16 protein-coding genes and 3 pseudogenes are annotated in these 16,706 nt (G+C 49.9%); 3 read left to right on the top strand and 16 right to left on the bottom strand.

Features of this window, described 5'->3' with window-relative positions:
* A partial coding sequence (locus tag LKD36_RS16695; RefSeq protein WP_308460318.1) for a hypothetical protein occupies positions 1-241 on the top strand: 241 nt, incomplete at its 5' end.
* A gap of 17 nt (positions 242-258) precedes the next feature.
* On the opposite strand, the pseudogene LKD36_RS16690 reads toward LKD36_RS16695, so the two are convergent.
* The 7 genes and pseudogenes from LKD36_RS16690 to LKD36_RS16660 form a co-directional block, all read right to left on the bottom strand.
* Positions 259-627: pseudogene (locus tag LKD36_RS16690) on the bottom strand (metal-dependent transcriptional regulator).
* Positions 628-637: 10 nt separating this feature from the next.
* Positions 638-889 carry a FeoC-like transcriptional regulator gene (locus LKD36_RS17735; RefSeq protein ID WP_408610933.1) on the bottom strand — a complete coding sequence of 84 codons (252 nt, stop codon included), beginning with the start codon at positions 887-889 and terminating at the stop codon, positions 638-640.
* Positions 890-904: 15 nt separating this feature from the next.
* Complete coding sequence (gene feoB, locus LKD36_RS16685; RefSeq protein WP_308460317.1) at positions 905-2,929, bottom strand: ferrous iron transport protein B; 2,025 nt, start codon at positions 2,927-2,929, stop codon at positions 905-907.
* On the bottom strand, positions 2,926-3,156 hold the full coding sequence (locus LKD36_RS16680) for a FeoA family protein (RefSeq protein WP_308460316.1): 231 nt from the start codon (positions 3,154-3,156) through the stop codon (positions 2,926-2,928). The genes feoB and LKD36_RS16680 overlap by 4 nt, the downstream gene beginning before the upstream one ends.
* Positions 3,140-3,733: a manganese efflux pump MntP gene (locus LKD36_RS17745; RefSeq protein ID WP_331465366.1), complete on the bottom strand. Its 594-nt coding sequence runs from the start codon at positions 3,731-3,733 to the stop codon at positions 3,140-3,142. The genes LKD36_RS16680 and LKD36_RS17745 overlap by 17 nt, the downstream gene beginning before the upstream one ends.
* Positions 3,734-3,761: 28 nt before the next feature.
* Entirely contained in the window at positions 3,762-5,495 is a 1,734-nt protein-coding gene (locus LKD36_RS16665) for an ABC transporter ATP-binding protein (RefSeq protein WP_216884576.1), read from the bottom strand.
* A 7-nt stretch (positions 5,496-5,502) separates the two neighbouring features.
* Entirely contained in the window at positions 5,503-7,248 is a 1,746-nt protein-coding gene (locus tag LKD36_RS16660) for an ABC transporter ATP-binding protein (RefSeq protein ID WP_308460315.1), read from the bottom strand.
* A gap of 243 nt (positions 7,249-7,491) precedes the next feature.
* Between LKD36_RS16660 and LKD36_RS16655 the strand changes: the two genes are divergently transcribed.
* A complete protein-coding gene (locus LKD36_RS16655; protein ID WP_243273205.1) occupies positions 7,492-8,505 on the top strand; it encodes an AraC family transcriptional regulator in 1,014 nt (337 codons plus the stop codon).
* 507 nt (positions 8,506-9,012) lie between these two features.
* Positions 9,013-9,252 (top strand): helix-turn-helix domain-containing protein, encoded by a 240-nt coding sequence (locus LKD36_RS16650; RefSeq protein WP_069432548.1) that lies wholly within the window; start codon positions 9,013-9,015, stop codon positions 9,250-9,252.
* A 119-nt stretch (positions 9,253-9,371) separates the two neighbouring features.
* Here LKD36_RS16650 and LKD36_RS16645 read toward each other — a convergent pair whose 3' ends face one another.
* The 9 genes and pseudogenes from LKD36_RS16645 to LKD36_RS16610 form a co-directional block, all read right to left on the bottom strand.
* Positions 9,372-9,725, bottom strand: a complete 354-nt coding sequence (locus tag LKD36_RS16645) for a TnpV protein (protein ID WP_238134955.1) — start codon at positions 9,723-9,725, stop codon at positions 9,372-9,374.
* Positions 9,726-9,741: 16 nt separating this feature from the next.
* A complete protein-coding gene (locus tag LKD36_RS16640; RefSeq protein ID WP_308460314.1) occupies positions 9,742-11,622 on the bottom strand; it encodes a recombinase family protein in 1,881 nt (626 codons plus the stop codon).
* A gap of 89 nt (positions 11,623-11,711) precedes the next feature.
* Positions 11,712-12,662: pseudogene (locus LKD36_RS16635) on the bottom strand (type IV secretory system conjugative DNA transfer family protein); the annotation flags it as partial.
* On the bottom strand, positions 12,659-13,129 hold the full coding sequence (locus tag LKD36_RS16630; RefSeq protein ID WP_015567070.1) for a PcfB family protein: 471 nt from the start codon (positions 13,127-13,129) through the stop codon (positions 12,659-12,661). The pseudogene LKD36_RS16635 and the gene LKD36_RS16630, both read right to left, overlap by 4 nt.
* A 91-nt stretch (positions 13,130-13,220) precedes the next feature.
* Entirely contained in the window at positions 13,221-14,270 is a 1,050-nt protein-coding gene (locus LKD36_RS16625) for a hypothetical protein (protein WP_308460313.1), read from the bottom strand.
* 14 nt (positions 14,271-14,284) lie between these two features.
* Positions 14,285-14,998: an antirestriction protein ArdA gene (locus tag LKD36_RS16620; RefSeq protein ID WP_005927704.1), complete on the bottom strand. Its 714-nt coding sequence runs from the start codon at positions 14,996-14,998 to the stop codon at positions 14,285-14,287.
* 4 nt (positions 14,999-15,002) lie between these two features.
* Positions 15,003-15,617 carry a class I SAM-dependent methyltransferase gene (locus tag LKD36_RS17730; protein WP_331465367.1) on the bottom strand — a complete coding sequence of 205 codons (615 nt, stop codon included), beginning with the start codon at positions 15,615-15,617 and terminating at the stop codon, positions 15,003-15,005.
* A 57-nt stretch (positions 15,618-15,674) separates the two neighbouring features.
* A pseudogene (locus LKD36_RS17725) lies at positions 15,675-16,088 on the bottom strand (DNA cytosine methyltransferase); the annotation flags it as partial.
* The gene (locus LKD36_RS16610; RefSeq protein WP_173015368.1) at positions 16,075-16,431 is read right to left on the bottom strand and encodes a DUF7768 domain-containing protein; all 357 of its coding nucleotides are present in this window, start codon (positions 16,429-16,431) and stop codon (positions 16,075-16,077) included. The pseudogene LKD36_RS17725 and the gene LKD36_RS16610, both read right to left, overlap by 14 nt.
* Positions 16,432-16,706: the final 275 nt, after the last annotated feature.

Raw genomic sequence — 16,706 nt, 5'->3', positions numbered from 1 at the left:
TAGTGAAATATCGTCTGAATTTGTCGGCGGTCAATGTGCTTCATGGCGGTTCCCTCCTAAAGCCGCCGTGTCAGCGTGTAGTCGTCACTCCTTTGTCGAGGGCATAAGAAACGGCGGCCTTGAAATGTTCTTCAAAACCGCCGGTAAGGATGGTATTTCTAAAATGAGCGCACAAAATCATCTGCCCCAAACCAACGGTTTTTTTCTTTCCCCGTCCGGGGGCAGATCATTCATTATGTAGTGCAGGACCGATGTACGCTAATCGGTTCCCTGTACCTTTTCTTTCAGCTTTTGAAAGGACGTATCGCTGATCACGTGTTCCATCCGGCAAGCCTCTTGTTCCGCCGTTTCCTGATCGACGCCAGCAGCTACAAGCTGTTCCGTAAAGAATTGGTGTCACTCATAGATTTTTTCAGCAACTTCCTGGCCTGCCTCGGTCAAATGCAGAAAATAATCGCTGTCTACTGTCAGGAAGCCGCCCTCCTGCAAAATGGCTACGGTTCTGCTGACGCTGGGTTTGGAAACCTCCATGTGCCGGGCAAAGTCAATAGAGCGCACCATACCATTTTTCTTTTGCAGCATCAGTACGGCTTCTAAATAGTCCTCGCCCGACGCACGAAGTTTCATTTTGTTTCTCCTATTCGGTTCGTTTAATAACTTCCCATATATTGACATCAGGGGTAGCCGGGGTAGGCTGATCGCAGCCATGACAGCCGTTGCAATTATGATTGCAGTCGGCTTGATAAGCCACTTTTCGGATATATCCTTGGTTCTCCAAATATTCAAGTTCCACTTGGATGCTCCCTACGTCCTTATGCAGAAGTTCAGCCAACTCCTGAACGCTGTATGTTTTCCCGCTTTGTAAATACTCCAATAATTGAATTAGCACAATAACTCCTTTCCTTTAGAAAATGACAAGACCGACGTGATACGCAATCGTTGCCATAATCAAGGCTGTAAGGACATAATAGAGCGCAATTCGCACAGTCCATTTCATAGAGTGTGTTTCCTGGGCTGTTGCGGTTAAGGCCATCAGGCAAGGCATATTGAAGAAAAACGCGAACAGGAAAGCAAGAGCTTCCGGTCTGGATATGACGGACAGCATACTTGTACTAAGTGCCGCCGTGTCTACGGTAGCGGACTGCTCAATAGCCGCCCAAATACTTCCCGTGTTAAACAGGGAAGCCATAACGCCAAGAGAAGCCTCCTTGCCCATAGCGGAAGCGACAAAAGCGATAAACAGTTGCCACGGTAAACCAAACAGGCTTGTCACAGGTTCAATAAAGGTTCCTACCTTGTAAATGATACTGTTCGCCACATTTCCGTCCGCCGAGTAAGAAAGCAGCCAGAAGATCACGGAAATGCAAATAATGATACGGAGTGCGCGGCTAAGTACATTTCCCATTTTGCTGAAAACGGAACCAAACAGGCTTTTCCAATGAGGCTTATGGTAAGGCGGCAATTCCATAATTAAGCCGGTGCGCCCCTCTACCTTGTTCAAAGACCGGCCAAACACCTTATAAGTGATAAAGATGTGCAAAAACGCCACGGCAAACAACGCCAGAACTACGACAACAGCCCCGTTTCCGAAGAACGTACCGCTGACAAGTCCAACTACGCCCCAGGTAGAAGCGCAGGGGACTACCCAGGACAGGGCAATCGTCATAACACGCTGTCCCCATGAATCAATGACCCTTGTTCCAGTGATTCCGCCGATATTGCATCCGAAACTGACGAGGAAAGGCATAATTGCTTTGCCCTGTAATCCCAGCTTTGTCATAGTATCATCGAATACATAGGAGATTCGCGCCATATAGCCGACATCTTCCATCAGGCCAAAGACAAGGCTGATTCCGAACACATAGCTTGCCATTTGCAGAGCGAAAGAAACAGCGGTCAAAATGGCGTTGCAGAGCAGTGATACAAGGAATGGCGCTGCGCCTATATCCAGCAGCCAGTTAGCCAGAGGGACGGAAATTGCACTGATAAGCCCGCTGAAAAGCCCCATCAGCGGGAAGCCAATCACCATAGAGCAGATCAGACCTAAAACGATCATGCCAATGGCAATAGGCTTTCCCCAGCGTTTGCTTGTGGCTGCCTTATCAAACCGGCTCCGCAGCAGCTTGTTCTTCTTGCTGGTCACGTTCTCATTTACAAGTTTGTCAATCCACTGGAATTTGCAATCACCTGTCAAAAGGTTTCCGTCCTTTACATCGGACAGCTTCTTTTCAATCGCGGTATAAGTGCCTGCATCAACGGTTTCTTTCACAAGAGAACGCGCCAATTTGTCCTGTTCTATCAGCTTTGCAGTCAACCATGTGGACGAATAGATGCCGATTCCGTCCGCAGGAAGCAGCGCCTTGATCTCGTCAAACGCGGCCCCGATTGTATTCTGATAAATTTGCGCCAGGCGCTTTTCGTCTAAAGTCGAAGCATTTTTATCAATGCTTTCTAACATACGGAAAAATGTGCCATACTGTTTTTTATCGGCAGCAACCAGCGGCACAACAGGGATGCCCAGGGATTTAGCGATTCCATTGGTGTCAATATGCTTCCCCTGCGATTTTGCCACATCCATCATATTCAGCAGGAGAACCACGGGAACGCGAATCCCGGTATAATCAGCCAGCATGAAAAGGCTGCGGTTGAGCTGGGAGGCGTCAGCCAATATGCAAACAACATCTGCCTGCCCGCTGGCTATGTAATTCCGTGTAACAACTTCTTCATCCGAATTTGCAGACAGGCTATAAGTTCCCGGAAGATCAATGATTTTATAGGTGGTATCTTTGTGAACGAAAGAACCATCCTTGCGCTCCACTGTTTTTCCGGGCCAGTTCCCGACGTGCTGACGGGAACCAGTCAGGCCATTAAACAAGGTTGATTTGCCGGAGTTCGGCTGGCCTAAAAGGGCAATCGTTTTTTCACTCATTGTTTTGTCACCTCCACCATGATTTTGTCAGATCCCGTTTTGTTGATGGCAACCATCGTGTCCCTTGCGTACACCAAAACGGGCCGCTTTTTCGGATTTTGAATCACTTCAAAAGGGCAGCCAATCGTAAGGCCGATGGAGGTCACGCGGCTTTGAAAATGCGCGTCCCCGTTGATTGCAACAACCCTTCCGCAGGAGCCATCACTCAATTCATTTAATTTTTTCATTTCTTAAATTCCTCCAATTCTTTTCTGTCAGCCCATAATAAAAATCCGTACCTCGATTAGAATTAAAATCACACCGCCTAATATTCCGGCCCGGTTTCCTAACCGATTTCCGAAAAAGTGTCCAATCCATATGCCGACAAATGCAATTAAGAATGTTGTGGTTCCTATCAGTTGTTGCCGAGGGGATAATTTTTACATTTAAGGCTGACAGCGTTATGCCGACAGAAAAAGCGTCAATACTTGTAGCAATCGCAGCCGGAACCATAACAGTAAAACCCAATGCTCCGTTTGTTTCTTTACATTCACCTTTTAGATTTTCTCGAATCATGTTGATACCGATTATGCACAGAAGAAACAGTGCAACATATTTGGAAACCGTTTCAATGTACTGGCGAATTGTTCCGCCGCAGATATATCCCAGCGTAGGCATAAGCGCCTGGAATCCACCAAAATATAGCCCTGCGACAAGCCCTGTTTTTACTGGGTACATTTTGGTATTCAAACCTTTGCATACTGAAACCGCGAAAGCGTCCATTGATAGACCGACAGCAACCAGTAATAGGTCAAGTAGCCCCATCGGTATCACCTCCTTTACCGGCTCCTGTTTATGCCCCCTTTACAATCCATTCTCTTGCTTTCTGCTGTTCCTGCACCATTTCGTAGTAATGGCCTTTCTTTCTTAACAGTTCTTCATGCGTTCCCGTTTCTTCAATCCGTCCCTGATTCAGCACAATAATCTGATCTGCGTTCTGAATAGTGTTCAGACGGTGGGCAATCACGAAAACGGTTTTCCCTTTCATCAGGCGGTCTAACGCCTGATTGATCTTTGCTTCATTGTCAGCGTCCAGAGAAGCCGTTGATTCATCCAGAAGCAGGATAGGCGCGTCCTTTAAGATTGCCCTTGCAATAGCAATCCGCTGTTTTTCACCGCCAGACAGGGTGTTGCCGCCCTCGGCAAGATGGGTCTGATAGCCATTAGGCAGTCTTTCGATAAATTCATGACAATGGGCCGCCTTTGCCGCCGCAATCACTTCCTGTTCGGTAGCATCTTCACGGCCAGCTTTGATATTGTTGTAAATCGTATCGGACAGCAAAGTATTTTCCTGGAATACCTCACTGATATAGTGCAAAAGTCCGTCAGGATTTAGCTCCCGTATGTCCTGCCCACCAATGCGGACGCAGCCTTTTGTCACATCCCAAAACCGGGCGATCAGATTAGCAACCGTAGATTTGCCAGAGCCGGACGGCCCGATCAGCGCCGTAGTGCTTCCCTCCGGGGCATGAAAACTGATATTGTGTAAAACATCGGCCTGCTGGTTATAGGAGAAGTCCACGTTTTCAAAGGTAATATCAAAGTGCGAGAGCTTTACCTTTTCTTCTTTGTAGGATAGCGGCTTTGTGTCAAATGCCTGTTCCAGATTAGAAGTGGCAAGTTTCAGTTCTTTCAGCAGGTTATACGAATGTTCAAACGCAATCAGCAGCGCAGAAAGCGCAAGGCTCATAAGCATAAACGCCACAAGCAGTTCAGAAGCAATCGTACCGCCAAGGAACAGATAGCTCCCAATCAGCAGGACAAACGGCAAAAGAAAATTTGCAATGATAGAATACATACTTGTGGGGGCGGCGGTTTTTACTTCCGCCTGTACGCTGGTTTTCCGTATGTCCTCCAATGTATCAGACATTCTTGTGAAGTGCGTACTTGTCATATTTGCAGACTTGAACACTTTCATGCCCTTGATGTATTCCAGAACAATAGAGATCATTTTAGAAGTCAGATCACGCTTGATCGTTCCGTACTTCTCTACAAGCCGGTTGCCCCAATTCAAAACCGGCAGCGCGATCAGAATTACCACGCACTCGGCCAACGCCAGTTTCCAGTTGATAAAAAAGGTTCCAACCAAGATCAGGCAGCCCATGACCAATGTTTTGACGATAGAGGGCAGCGTATGGGTCAATACAAGTTCAAAATTGCTTAAATCCTTTGTCAGTGTACTAAGCAGATACCCGCTGCTGTTTTGATTAAAATAGCCAAGGCTTAGAGAACGGTAATGGTTTGCCAAATCCAAGCGTAGGCCGCTGCACATTTCGGCCCCTCTGGAAAAGCAGAGAAAATAGCCGCTGCGGTAAATAATCAGCCGGAGAATTACACTGATAAGGCATACAATGGTATAGTTTCGTACAAGCCCACCTGTCAGAGAACCGTTCAGGAGATGAATTACGGTAAAATACAGCATAAGATACATGACAAGGCTTCCGATGGCGTCCAGTGACATCAGGAAAATAGGAAATATCAGCTGCTTTCGTTTGTCACCAATCAATTTCTGAATACTGCGTAACATAATCTTTTCACTCCTCCCCGATAGTTTCTCTTGTATAGGTGTCCCACATATGGCTGTATGTACTTCCGCTGGCGATCAGTTCATCATGCGTTCCCTGTTCGACAACTCTTCCATCCTGAAAGACAACAATTTTATCCGCATTGCGGATGGTATGAAGCCTGTGGGCAATCATAATCGTGGTCTTTCCTCGCAGGAGGTTTTGGAGTGCAAGCTGTATTTTGTGTTCGTTCTCAATGTCTGAATAGGAAGTTGCCTCGTCGAAAACAACGATAGGCGCGTCTTTCAAAATGGCCCGCGCAATCGAAATTCGCTGCTGCTGGCCGCCGGATAATTTCACTCCCTCGTCGCCTATTCTCGTTGCGTATCCTTTCGGCAGGCTCATAATGAAATCGTCAATCTGCGCCGCCTTTGCCGCCTGGCGTACCTGTTCCTCGGTAGCATCTGTTCCCATACGGATATTTTCAAGAAGCGTGTCCTCCAAAAGAAATACATCCTGAAATACAAACGCGGTTAAGTCAGAGAGATTTTCGGTTTGAAGTTCTGTAACCGGGACGCCGCCAATCTTGATTGTCCCGCTGCTCACGTCCCAATAGCGGCCAAGGAGCTGTACCGCCGTCGTCTTGCCAGCACCGGACGGGCCGACAAAAGCATTTAAGCTGCCCGGTTCCAAATGAATATCAACGTCGGACAACGCATCCTTTCCGCCTTGTGTGTAGTTAAAGGTCACATTGTCAAAGTCAATACCATAACAGCCGGTTTGGGAAAGGGTTTGCTGTCCGCTTTTCATGGTTTCCATATCCATGATCTTCTTCACATTATCAAGGCCGCTGCCCAGCTCCATAGACTGCATAGCAATCGTCACCATGTTCAGGAAAGACGTGAAAAAGCACATAGTCAGCAGAATAAAGAGAAGATACGATGCCGCAGACAGCGAATCACGCAGATACAGCCAACCGCCCACCGGCAGCGTGAACAGAATGGCAGAATCCAAAACCACAAGAGCGATAGACAGCGGATTGCAGGACGATTCACACATCTTAATCCAACAGTCTGTATATATCTTCAAGGAATTTCGGTACTGCTCAAATTTTTCGGCTGTAAGGTGATACATTTTGATAACCGGCATAGCGGTGATAAATTCATTTGCGGAAGCGTTAAGCTTTTCCGTATCGCCTGCAAACTCGTCCGTCAAATCCGGGTAGCGCCCCATGAGGGCCATCGGAATTGCAATCCCCAAGATCATAGGAACCAGCATGATAAGCGCCATAATCCAGTTCAGCCGCAGCATGAAAATGAACATCATCAGAGGAACGACGATTGCCTGGGCCAGTTCCAAAGTGCTGTGGGCCAGAAAGGTTTCAATCCTGTCCACATCATCAAACAAGGTTGTTTTGATCTGTCCGGGCGCGTGTTCCTGAAAGAATCCAAGGTTGAATTTGGACATATGCTCCAATACTCTGACCTTGATTCTGTGCATGGTGTTGAAAGCCGCCGTATGAGAGCAGATACCGGCAAAGGATGTCAGGATTGCCTGTAAGACTGCTGCGGCAATGCCGATTCCGGCCCAACCAAGCATTGCGGGAAGCGTTACCTCCTGCTTGATTATCAGAAGCAGGATTTGGTAGACTACCAAATACGGGCCGAAAGACAGGGCCGACGAAAAGACCGCCAGCAGCATCCCAAGGCTTAACTTGCCGCGTTCCTCTTTCGCAAGAGTAAAAACGTATGATAATCCGGTTCGTTTTTGTTCCATCGAAACGATACCCCTTTCTTTGAAATGTGCCAGTTAGATTTTGCTAACCTGACACAATCTACTTTACCCGCACGAAGTGGAAATTTCAATAGCCGACCCGCTTTACTGTTTGCATTTTGAAAAACGCTTAAAGTGCTGATATTTCTGGTGTTTTCATCGTTTTTGTTTCATATTTTTTATAAAATCGTGACTGATAAATATTGGATTGTCACCTTTTTTTGAAGTGGCGCGCAGAAAGCCGGTATGATATACTATCAAGTAGAGAAAGGAGGCGGCGGTACAATGGTTCCATCTGTAATTGACTATTTGTTACAGCTCCCCGAAGCCATGCACTTTGCAAGGGTGCAGGAGCTTTGCGGCGACGGTGTTTTTTTCTACCGTATGCTTTCCGAATACGGAAACGGCACGTTCCAACTGATCGAGTTTGAGGACGATCTTCTTTTGATTTTGATTGGTGACTATACGCCCAAGGACACCTTTGAAAAGATCACTGAAATTTCAGAGGACTATATGGAGATCAGCCAGTTTGAAACGGACAGCAGTTCTTTCAAGATTGGTGGACGGAAAAAGAATCAGGTGGATAAGGGGATTTATTGCTATCTAAACACACAGAAGAAAACTTACACCTATTGCGAGGGCGGGAAGCCTGTTCGTTTTACGAAAGTGATTCTATCGCCCAAATACTTCAATACTTATTTTCGGCTGCATGACAGGAACAACGCCGAACTTCTCAACTCTGCAAGGGATTACATTCTCAAAAACCCCAGCCTGCCGGAACTCAACTTTGTGTTCCAGCAGATACGGGATTGTCAGGCAGAGGGGCATACGCTGAAAATCTATCTGGAAAGCAAGGTAATGGAGCTTCTTTCTCTTGTTGTGAAAGGCATGGAGCAGGAACAAAAGCATATTTCTGTAAAGCTGGATTATAAGGACATCCGCAATTTAAGAAAAACGGTAACGGTGATGAAAAATGATCTGGCCGCATACCCGACAGGGGAAGAACTTGCCCAGATAGCGGGTATGAGTACAGCCCGGTATCAACTGGCATTTCGGAAGTATTATGGGACAACGCCGTATGAATATCTCAAAGAATTGCGGTTAAACCAGGCGCTGATTTTGCTAAAAAATTCTGATTATGGAATTGCCACGATTGCGGCTAAAGTCGGGTATCACAATTCCGGCCACTTTGCAAAATTGTTTAAGAAAGCCTATGGCCTCGGCCCCAGGGAATACAGGAATCTTCATGGAATTAAGTAAAGATCATCAGGCCCCGGCCACGCTGCCGGGGCTTTGCTATGTCCCAACAGCCCGCCAACCTACGCGTTTAGAGCCTGAAAACGACTGAAATTTCAAGGCTTTTCCGGCGTGGTTGCTGGGGCGGCGGTATTCTTTATCCCGTTGCCGCCGTATTGGGGTTCTAAATGCGTAGAAACAAGCCATAATAAAGACGCCGGATGCAACGGCCAGCGGGCCGCCGTGTCCGGCGTCTGTCTATTCTTCATTTATGGGCTTTGCACTTTCCGCCATTTTTATGATTTCTCCATACCACGCCTCCCTGTTTTGTGTGTTCAGAACACCAACTCGTTTATGATGGATGATGTGCCCCTTGCCGCTCCCATGACGCACAAGTTTTATAATCACCATCTTCCTGACAACACAAACATTCTACTACAAAACATTCAATTAGTACAGGTACAGGGACTAAATTTCCAACGTACCGCCATATAATAATTAGTACAGTGACAGGGATTGGTGGTGATGCGGATGCAGCTAAATGAAGCCGTGAGTAAACGACTGACAGAACTTCTTTCAGAACGGAACATGACACAGTACCAGCTTTTTATGAAAAGCGGGGTTCCGAAATCAACCATAGGGAACGTTATCAACTGTTCGTATGAATCCGTGAAGCTACGGATCATCCATGAAATGTGCCAGGGACTGGGCATTACCCTGTGCGACTTCTTCCAGTCGCCGCTATTTGACGATTACCATCTTGATCCATAAACTCCGATACAACCGTTTGGAATGTACCGGAGTTTTTTTGTTGGAGAAATGTATTGCAGAAGATATGGTTTCTTCGTTTTTAACGAACACAGCCATTTTACTTTTTCCAATTTTCCAAATTAGTTGAAGATTATTTCTGACAAAACAATTTCCTCCGCCTGCGCCCTGCAATTATTTGCCAGCCCCACCCATTTCATTTGATCGGCGGCCTTTAGTTCTTCGGTCACACCTGCAGCTTTCATAAGCTGCGGCATGAGAATGTCCATGCGCGCATTTGCAGCCTCGTCAGTCTCTAACAGATGGGGATAGAGCTTCTCGGAGAGTAACAGGCTGTTGTAAAGGGCAGGGCGGTATTCTTTCAAATACCGCCGCCGCATACGCCCGTACTTGCCGATAGATCTATCCGGCTGCTCTGCCAGCTTCAGATTCGGGATGTAGTAATCTCCAACACGAATGTAGGACAACTCTTTCATGTGAAATCCTCCTTTGTCATACGGCGGCGCTGGCTGCTATGCTGCCTTTGCGCGGTTCTTCTTTTGGTAGCTGCCCGATAGTAGAAAAAACACCTTTTTTCATATCCTCAGCCCGGATCAGGGCTTTCTTAGCGTCCATTTCCGCTTTTTTCTTCGCCTTGATTTTGTCCTCATACTGTTTCTGTGCGCCGCTGGCTTTCCGCTTCAAATAATTCTGATGAAGCCTGTCCTTGCGTTCTTCTTTTTTCCGCAGTTCTTCCTGTTCCTCCGGGGTTAAAGGAACCGGCTGTAAGGATGGTGGGATATAGCGCCCTAAAAAATTGAAGTAGATTTCAATTTCCTGCGTGGTGTCCTGGCTGCCTTTTCGGGCGCGTTCGTGGACAAGGATTTTCTCTACAAACTCGTTGAGCATGGTGTTTGTCAGCGTGTCAAAATTCTCGTACTTATCAATCAGTGCTATAAATTTCTCTGCTGATTTCTGGCTCTGCTCATAGCCGGTAACAGCCTTTTCCAGCTCCGCAATTTCAATCTCAAGTGCATCCTGCTCTTTGGCATACTGTGCATCAAGCGCCTTATATCGTGCATCCGGCAGCTTGCCGAGGGCGTTGTCCTCATAGATTTTGCAAATCAGTTTTTCCAGTTCTCCAGCTCTCTTTTGGGCAGCAGCCAGACGCCTGCGCTTTTTCGATATATCGGCACTCTGTTGAGCAACCTGCGTCTCCTGAACAGTGTGAATAAATTCCGTCCGGTCATTTCTGGAATATTCAGCAATAGCCCGGAGCGTGTCGGAAACCAATGTCAGAACAGCACTCTCATTGATACGGTGTTGTGTAGGGCATAGTGTCCCACACGGAACTTTGGTATAATTGGAACAGGTATATTGAGAAATCCGCTTGCCATTGTTGGTGCGGTGGACATACATCTTGCCGCCGCAATCGGCACAATAGAGCAAGCCTGTGAGGGGAGCCGCTTCGCCCCAGCCGTTTGGATAACGCCGTACATTGCTGCGGATTTTCTGCGCCAAATCAAAGGTCTGCTGGTCGATAATGGCTTCATGGGTATTCTCAAAGATCGTCCATTCGTCCTCAGAAACATAGTGGCTTTTCTTGTCCTTAAAGTGCTTACGGGTCTTGAAATTGATGGTATGCCCTAAATACTCTCGTTTTTTCAAAATGTTCACGATGGTAGATGATCCCCATCCATGGGGGTCTTTGACCGGCTTTGAACGGTTCACCCCTTCGTTGAATCGGGCAAGGTGTACGACAGGAATTTCAATCCGGTCTGTGGATAATTTGCAGGCGATCTGGTAAGGCCCATATCCCTTCAGCGTGAGGGAAAAGATACGGCGTACCACTTCGGCGGCTTCCTCATCTACCAGCCAATGCTCCCGCTTTTCATCCCACAAGTAGCCGTAAATCACAGTGCCGGTCAGGTGCTTGCCACTCATGCCTTTTGACTTAAACACAGATCGGATTTTCCGGCTGGTATCACGGGCGTAAAATTCATTCATGATGTTGCGGAACGGGGTAAAATCGTCATCGCCTTTCAGACTGTCCACACCGTCGTTGATGGCAATCAGACGAACACCTCGCTGCCGCAAAACCTCCATAACTTGACCGACCTTCAGATAGTCGCGTCCTAACCGGCTCATGTCCTTGATGACGATTGCCTCTACACGCCCTGCCTCCACTTCCTCCATCATCGCCAAAAATCCGGGGCGGTCAAAACGGGTGCCTGAGATACCATCATCGGTAAAGTGCGTAGGGTTGGGCAGCCCATTCCGGCGGGCAAAATCCTCTAACATCTGTTTTTGGTTGGATATGGAGTTGCTCTCGCCCTGTAACTCATCGTCCCGGCTCAGGCGCTCGTACAGTGGGGTAATTTTTTCATTTCTCATGGCTGTACCTCCTGAAACAAAATGCTCTAAGTGATTGCTTCACTAACCATGACAAAATCATGATTAAGAAGTCACTTAGAGCATATATCACCGCTGGCGAGCTTGTATTTCTTATACTGCCTCACGGCGAAGTGCTGGGGGCTGCGGCGTTCCAACCCGTCAAACATATAGTCCACCGCATTTTTGAAGGTTTCGTCATCCTCCCGGACTTCCATGCTGTTTATCATTTCCACCAGCGTATTCATGTTGCGTTCTTCCTCCGGCCCCTCAAAGACGATGTAGGCCACAAGGGCGCAGTACAAGAGGGTTTCAGCTTTAGTCCAGAACTCGTCGCCCTCCTTGCCGTCGCCTTTGGTGTTGGCGATCAGAGCAGTAACGAATTTCAAAACATCGCTTTCCGTCTTGATATAGGCCAGCGGATTGTAGTGCATGGATTTTGAAAAGTCGATACTGTTGAACACCCGCACCCTGTATTTCTCCCGTTGCAGGAACCGCCCGCACTGATCGAGGGTGCCGCCCTTCGGGTCTACCACCACATACGAGGAATGAGCTTGAAGAAGCTGCGGGGTCAGCCAGAACCTTGTCTTACCCGAACCGGACGAGCCGATGACACAGGCGTTTAGGTTCCGGGCATTGGCGGGTATTTTCGGACGGGTGTTCATGGTCAGGAACTCCGTCCCGGTCAGAATGACATTGTTCTGAAATTTAGGGTCTACAAACGGCTTTATATCCTCCTTTGTTCCAAAGCGGGCGGTGCCGTACTCTGCATCCCGCCGGAATTTTTTCGCCTGCCTGATCTTTGACTGTATCAGCAGATACACCCCAGCCGCACCGGCAAGGCCCACCAGCAGGTCAATACCGCCAAGCCCCGGCCAGTAGGTTTCAAAGGCTTTGGGGAAGGTATCGAGCATCCCCATGAGCTTTGTCCCGAAGTCTGTGCCGGGGGCGATCCGGTAGGCCGTCCCGATTTTGGAGAAGAACCAGAACACAAAGAGGTACGGCAGGTTTGGGAGCACATATTTTCTAATCTTGTCACTCAACGTCCGTCCTTCACCGCCTCTCTGGTCCGCTGCTTTTCCTTTGCCTGCGTCCTGATCTGCTCCGTGAATTTCCGAAGCTGGCCGAGGATGGAAGCCTTGTCCTGCTCTTTGTTCAGCACCTTTGCGCTGTACTTCTGGAAGGCCGCCGTGATAGCGTCCGCCTGATTGGCTTTGAAAAACAGTAGGTAATGACCGGGGCTCACTTTATGGAAAGCGTAGTCCACATGGAACTCCTTTGCGATCCGGTCAAAATCCTTTGGGGCTCCCACATAGGGCATGGCGCTTTTGCCGCCATAGTGGTTCATCAGCTTTTTTACACTCTGGCGTCCCTGCGGGGTCAGCGCCTTCCGGTGGTGCTTTTGCAGCGCCCGCGCTACCTTCCCAAGAGCGGCAGCCAGCACTTTTCCCGTGAGCTTCGTTGTCCTGATCGAAAGGGCAACCGTTTTTTGGTTTACTTCTTCCTGCATAAAACCTCCTTTCCGTCGGGGTTCCCGCTATCCGGGAGGCCCCCGTACAATCTCGGGGAACAGAAAACCTCGGGCCAATGTGGCCCGAGGCTTACCGCTCGGCATCTCTGCCGGACGGAGCTTTCTTTTCCGGCTCCGTCTGGACTTTTTCGTCCTGTTCCCGCATGGTCTGCAAGATAGAGGGCTTCTTTTGAAGTTGGGAGGGCTTTTCGCCGGACAGCGGCTTGATACATTCCAGACGGTCAGCCGCCCGGATGGCGTTGTCCGTGAGCTGCCTCTGCCATGCGCCTACACTGGGAGCCCAGCGGAAACCGCTGCTTTTCAACTCGGCCCGGGTGTCCGCGTCAGGCTTTCCATCAAAGAATACCTGCAAGCGGTTGTCCTCCCGGTTCATCTCCACACGGCCCCCGTCGAACTCCCAGCCGGAAAACTCCCGCTGCGCCTGTTTGGAGAGCTGTTCGATACGCGTCTTTACCCGGCGGATCTCCGCATTGTTGTTGGTAAGCTGGTAGCTTTCAAAGGGCCTCGGGTCGCTCCGCCAGTTTGCCGCCATGCTTGCTTTCAGCTTTTCGATCTGGTCCGGCGACAGCAGCGCACAGCCATCCAGCTTGCCATGCTTGCGGTAATAGGCGTTGACCTCCTTCATAATGAGCTGGGAGCGTTCCAGCCCGTCCAGCTTCTTCTGGAGCTTTTCAATCGCTGCCGGGTCATCGGCGCTGATCCCGCCCATGCCGGTACTGCGTATCTTATCCAGCAGCCCTTGAATATACCGCCATTCCTCCATGTTGCTGTCCCGGGCCCGGTTCTGTTTTTCCTTCTTTCCCACCGGGAAATTGGCAGGTCCGGCGATCATCACAGAGGGAACCCTTGCGTCAATGGCAAAGCCCTGGTTCATGTTTTCGGCCAGCTTGCGGGCGTAGGTGTCTAACAGATGGTCGATCTTCTCATGGTACATGGGGTCCACCCGGGATTTCTGCTGTTCCGCTATGGCGGCGGCCTTGTCCACCATTGCCCGGTATTCCGCCGTTGCGCTCCCTTCCTTGTAGTCGGAAAAGCTGTTCATTTCCTTTGCCCGGCGGGCGGCCCCTTCATTGATAGGGTAATAGTTGATGGTATGCACCTCCTTCATGCTTCGGGCCATGCTGGCCCGAAGTCTTACCGTTCTTCATGGGAAGGCCCCGCCTTGTCCTTTTTCGGAGCGGGCGGGGCTTCTTGAAACCGTTTGAGTGCAGCGAGAATGGAGTGGACAGGCTCGGCCTTTTCAGGATAGGCAAATATCCGGTGTTCCGGCGGAATGTCCTGCGGCCCGTGGTAATACTCCTTGAAGCCCTCCGGGACTGCCGACACATACCCACCGGGAGCGAATACGCCGCCCTCGTTGATACGCACATCCCGCCCATATGCTTCATAATCGAAGTAGTTCTGAATGTGCTCCGGTATGTCGATAGTCCCAAGCTCGTCGGCGTAAAGACGGCCCAGCCCTTCATCATCGGAAATATCCGGGTAAAAGCGGTAAAGGTCAAGGTTCTGCGTCAGGTTTATCAAATCCTTCACGCTCCTTGTGTGGTTTCCTAAGACAAGAGCGGCTTCAAAGGTTTCCAGTCCGCCCTTATCCCGTACTTCCAGCAGGGCGTGGCCCAGCTCGTTCAGCTCGTCGATGTTCTCACATTCGTAGAGATGATCGTAGAGCCCCAGCACATCACTGTCAAAGCTGGTAAAGAACACTTCGCTGTACCGTTTTCCGTCTATCCCGATTTTGGCAAGGGCGGCCTGCAACTCCTGTGTCGTCATGGGGAAATGTACCGTTGTCCCTACCTCAATCCCCATTAAGGGGTATAGGGCTGTATTGGTTATATAGGCTTCAAACATGGGCTCATTCCTCCTTTCCGGCCCGGTCAGCCAGCACCTCATAAATCCCGGCCATAATGTAATCGGCGCAAGGGAGGGCAATCGCATTTCCCAGCGCCTTGTAGCGTTGCAGAGGCCGAATCTCCACGCCGTCCGCCCCGTACTTTGTCCAGCCCTCTGGCAGCCCCATCAGCCGTTCGCTTTCTGTTTCCGTCAGAAAACGGATACAGCCGCCCTCCGGGTCGCCCTCATACCAGAAGGCAAAGGGCGTTACATCACTGGCTAAAAGAGTGGGAAAAGGGTCAGTTGGTAATCCGAAGCTGTTTCGGAAGGCCGTTTCTTCCTGCCTTTTTGCCGCTCCCCGCATACGGAAGCACTGAAATGGGTGGATGACTGGTATCTGCCGCCCTGTTTCAAAAGAAGCTGTTCGATCTCCTTCGGCGGCGGCCCGCCCGCCCTCTCCGCAAGGCGGAGGAAGTGGGAGCATTGGACGGGGCTTAAATAGTATGTCTGCGGCACATCTGCCTCCAAAATCCGCCACGACGAAAATCCGCTGCCTTCGTGCCAGCCTTCGGGAGCCTGCCCAATACTGGGCGTCCATGAGCCGCCAGCACACATCAGGCGTTCCCCCTCGCACCATTCCGGCGTTTCCCCATTTTCCCGAAGGAGGCATTGGAACTTCGGTGTCCGAGAAGGCGGATAGGACGGCTCTAAAGTCCATCCGGTCATTTGTAGAAAACGCTCCCATGACGTTTTCCCAAACAGCGATAGCTGGATATAGGTTATCAGTAGCATCCCTCATTTCCTGTATGATACGAAACGCCTGATAGAACAGGCTTGATTTTGCCCCGGCAAGGCCGGAGCGGTTGCCGATCAGAGAAAGGTTCTGACAGGGAGAGCCGAAGGTTATCACATGGACCGGCGGGATTTTCCCGCCGTCCACCTTCGTAATATCCCCCAAATGCACCATGTCGGGAAAGTGCCTTTTGGTTATGGAGATGGGCGCTTTTTCAATCTCGCTGGCCCAGACCGGACGGATACCGCACCGGGAAGCAGCCAGAGGGAACACGCCAATCCCGTCGAAAAGGCTCCCCAGCTTAATGTCCGGCATGGCCCGGGGTGCCGTGTCCCTTCACGGCAAGCACCCCTTCCAGCGTTGTCGCCGCAATGCCCAGCCGTCCGGCAACCGCAATATCGTTTTTCACATCCTCGTCCACAGCGCTGCCGCAGACGATCAGGGTGTGGGAGCGCCGCAGCATATCCCGGCGCATATCGATCCCGGCCTTATGTTCCTCGGGAACGCTGTCATTCAAAAACAGCGGCAGATACAAGAGCGGGCAGATCGGGGAAAAGCCCGCCTCATAAGCAAGGCGGCAGTAGTGGGTCGCCAGCTCCATATCAACATCCGGCTCGCCGCTCCATGCGGCGGTCAGGTATGCTAAAGGTCGTTTCATTGGTTGAACCTCCATTTCTGTTTTGGTTTAGGGAAAAGCAAGGTATCGCCCAACCCCTCCGCCCCTTCCCCCGGGAAGGGGAACGGCTCTGGAGAATTTATATCCCCGTCGCTTGATCGGGAAAAAGCATAACCGGGAGAAATCCGTCAAGGGTGCCTCTGGCACCGCCTGCGGCAGCGCTGCCCTTGACTGATTTTCCCGGCTATGCTACGGAATAACTGGCGACGGGGAATAATTTATATCTCCAGAGCTTCGGGGCGCGGGGCAGAGCCCCG

This window comes from Hominiventricola filiformis (genome assembly GCF_020686965.1).
Lineage (GTDB): Bacteria > Bacillota > Clostridia > Lachnospirales > Lachnospiraceae > Hominiventricola > Hominiventricola filiformis.
This window is presented reverse-complemented; position numbering and strand designations above follow the sequence as displayed.

Excerpts from the sequence above, each read along its gene's own strand:
- feoB (WP_308460317.1), bottom strand. The coding sequence starts at position 2,929 with ATGAGTGAAAAAACGATTGCCCTTTTAGGCCAGCCGAACTCCGGCAAA.
- LKD36_RS16680 (WP_308460316.1), bottom strand. The coding sequence starts at position 3,156 with ATGAAAAAATTAAATGAATTGAGTGATGGCTCCTGCGGAAGGGTTGTT.
- LKD36_RS17745 (WP_331465366.1), bottom strand. The coding sequence starts at position 3,733 with ATGGGGCTACTTGACCTATTACTGGTTGCTGTCGGTCTATCAATGGAC.
- LKD36_RS16665 (WP_216884576.1), bottom strand. The coding sequence starts at position 5,495 with ATGTTACGCAGTATTCAGAAATTGATTGGTGACAAACGAAAGCAGCTG.
- LKD36_RS16660 (WP_308460315.1), bottom strand. The coding sequence starts at position 7,248 with ATGGAACAAAAACGAACCGGATTATCATACGTTTTTACTCTTGCGAAA.
- LKD36_RS16655 (WP_243273205.1), top strand. The coding sequence starts at position 7,492 with ATGATATACTATCAAGTAGAGAAAGGAGGCGGCGGTACAATGGTTCCA.
- LKD36_RS16650 (WP_069432548.1), top strand. The coding sequence starts at position 9,013 with ATGCAGCTAAATGAAGCCGTGAGTAAACGACTGACAGAACTTCTTTCA.
- LKD36_RS16645 (WP_238134955.1), bottom strand. The coding sequence starts at position 9,725 with ATGAAAGAGTTGTCCTACATTCGTGTTGGAGATTACTACATCCCGAAT.
- LKD36_RS16640 (WP_308460314.1), bottom strand. The coding sequence starts at position 11,622 with ATGAGAAATGAAAAAATTACCCCACTGTACGAGCGCCTGAGCCGGGAC.
- LKD36_RS16630 (WP_015567070.1), bottom strand. The coding sequence starts at position 13,129 with ATGCAGGAAGAAGTAAACCAAAAAACGGTTGCCCTTTCGATCAGGACA.
- LKD36_RS16625 (WP_308460313.1), bottom strand. The coding sequence starts at position 14,270 with ATGGCCCGAAGCATGAAGGAGGTGCATACCATCAACTATTACCCTATC.
- LKD36_RS16620 (WP_005927704.1), bottom strand. The coding sequence starts at position 14,998 with ATGTTTGAAGCCTATATAACCAATACAGCCCTATACCCCTTAATGGGG.
- LKD36_RS17730 (WP_331465367.1), bottom strand. The coding sequence starts at position 15,617 with ATGGTGCGAGGGGGAACGCCTGATGTGTGCTGGCGGCTCATGGACGCC.
- LKD36_RS16610 (WP_173015368.1), bottom strand. The coding sequence starts at position 16,431 with ATGAAACGACCTTTAGCATACCTGACCGCCGCATGGAGCGGCGAGCCG.